Source organism: Xanthobacter sp. BG11Y11_SDJG (genome assembly GCF_057364445.1).
This window is the reverse complement of record NZ_JBNFNU010000874.1, coordinates 1-592: the sequence shown is the minus strand read 5'-3', so window position 1 is coordinate 592 and position 592 is coordinate 1. Positions and strand designations below refer to the sequence as shown.

Annotated in this window: 2 protein-coding genes; both read left to right on the top strand. The window is 78.0% G+C overall.

The features are described 5' to 3' along the window. Positions 1-102 precede the first annotated feature (102 nt). On the top strand, positions 103-453 hold the full coding sequence (locus AC2W7M_RS27070) for a hypothetical protein (protein ID WP_486136328.1): 351 nt from the start codon (positions 103-105) through the stop codon (positions 451-453). Further along, on the top strand, positions 411-592 hold a 182-nt coding region (locus tag AC2W7M_RS27065; RefSeq protein WP_486136326.1), incomplete at its 3' end, for a hypothetical protein. The genes AC2W7M_RS27070 and AC2W7M_RS27065, both read left to right, overlap by 43 nt.

The following is a 592-nucleotide window of genomic DNA, read 5'->3' as shown; positions in this document are numbered from 1 at the left end:
GATGCCGGCCCGCGCCGCATCAGCCACCGGCGCGGTCCGCGACCACGCGCTCGGCGGCGCGGGCGGTGTCGGGCGCGCCGAGCCATTCAAGTCGGCGGGCGGGTGGTGAAGAACGTCACCGGCTACGACCTGCCGCGGCTCCTGTGCGGCTCGTTCGGCACGCTTGCCGTGCTCACCGAGATCACCCTCAAGGTGCTGCCGCGGCCGCCCGTGGAGGCGAGCCTGCTGGTCGGCGGCCTCACGCCAGCGCGGGCGGCCGAGGCCATGAGCGCCGCCATGGGCTCGTCGTGCGAGGTGTCGGGCGCGGCCTATCTGCCGGAGGCGGTCGCCGCCCGGCTGCCGGGCATCGCCGCCGGCACCGCCGCCTTTCGGCTGGAGGGGGTTCGCCTCGGTGCGGGGCACGGCGCGAGATGCTGGCGGCGGTGCTCGCGCCGTTCGGCGGCTGCACCGTGATCGAGGAGGAGGCGTCCGCCGCGCTCTGGCGCGCGGTGCGCCGACGCCGCGCCCTTCTGGGGGCACCGGGCGAGCGGGGCGGTGTGGCGCATCTCCCACCCCGGCCCCACCGCCGGGCCGCAGCTGGCCGCGGTCCTGG